The sequence below is a fragment of the Blautia wexlerae genome (assembly GCF_013300825.1).
GTDB lineage: Bacteria > Bacillota > Clostridia > Lachnospirales > Lachnospiraceae > Blautia_A > Blautia_A wexlerae_B.
In genome coordinates, this window is record NZ_JAAIMY010000093.1 from 1 (window position 1) to 576 (window position 576).

A 576-nucleotide genomic window follows, 5' to 3' on the forward strand; every position below is an offset into this window, starting at 1 on the left:
GTCGTAACAAGGTAGCCGTATCGGAAGGTGCGGCTGGATCACCTCCTTTCTAAGGAAGAAGTAGAGTAGAATGTGTTTTACTGTTGAGTTATCAAGGAAAACTGAATAATAACATTTCTGGTAGTGATGCGCTTAGGGGAAACACCCGTTCCCATCCCGAACACGACGGTTAAGACCTAAGCGGCCGATGGTACTGCACTGGAGACGGTGTGGGAGAGCAGGTGGCTGCCAGATCAAATGGGGATGTAGCTCAGTTGGGAGAGCACCTGCCTTGCAAGCAGGGGGTCGAGAGTTCGAATCTCTTCATCTCCACTGAAATCGAAAGATTTCAAGATGGGCTTATAGCTCAGCTGGTTAGAGCGCACGCCTGATAAGCGTGAGGTCGGTGGTTCGAGTCCACTTAAGCCCATTGGCTTATAAAAATTTAGCCGTGAGGTTAAGTGTTAAGCCTGATATAGATTGTACCTTGAAAACTGCATACATGAAATTTGATTAAAGTTAATCAAATATCCTTGATACAAAACGTTAAGAGATATGAGAGTATCTCATAAAACGCAAGATAGGAAGACATCGATA

2 tRNA genes and 1 rRNA gene are annotated in these 576 nt (G+C 45.0%); all 3 read left to right on the forward strand.

Annotated elements, in window-relative coordinates:
* Positions 1–116: 116 nt before the first annotated feature.
* Positions 117–234: ribosomal RNA gene (gene rrf, locus G4417_RS16555) — 5S ribosomal RNA — on the forward strand.
* A 5-nt stretch (positions 235–239) separates the two neighbouring features.
* Positions 240–312 (forward strand) — tRNA-Ala (locus tag G4417_RS16560).
* 23 nt (positions 313–335) lie between these two features.
* Positions 336–409, forward strand: a tRNA-Ile gene (locus tag G4417_RS16565).
* The last annotated feature ends 167 nt before the right edge of the window (positions 410–576 follow it).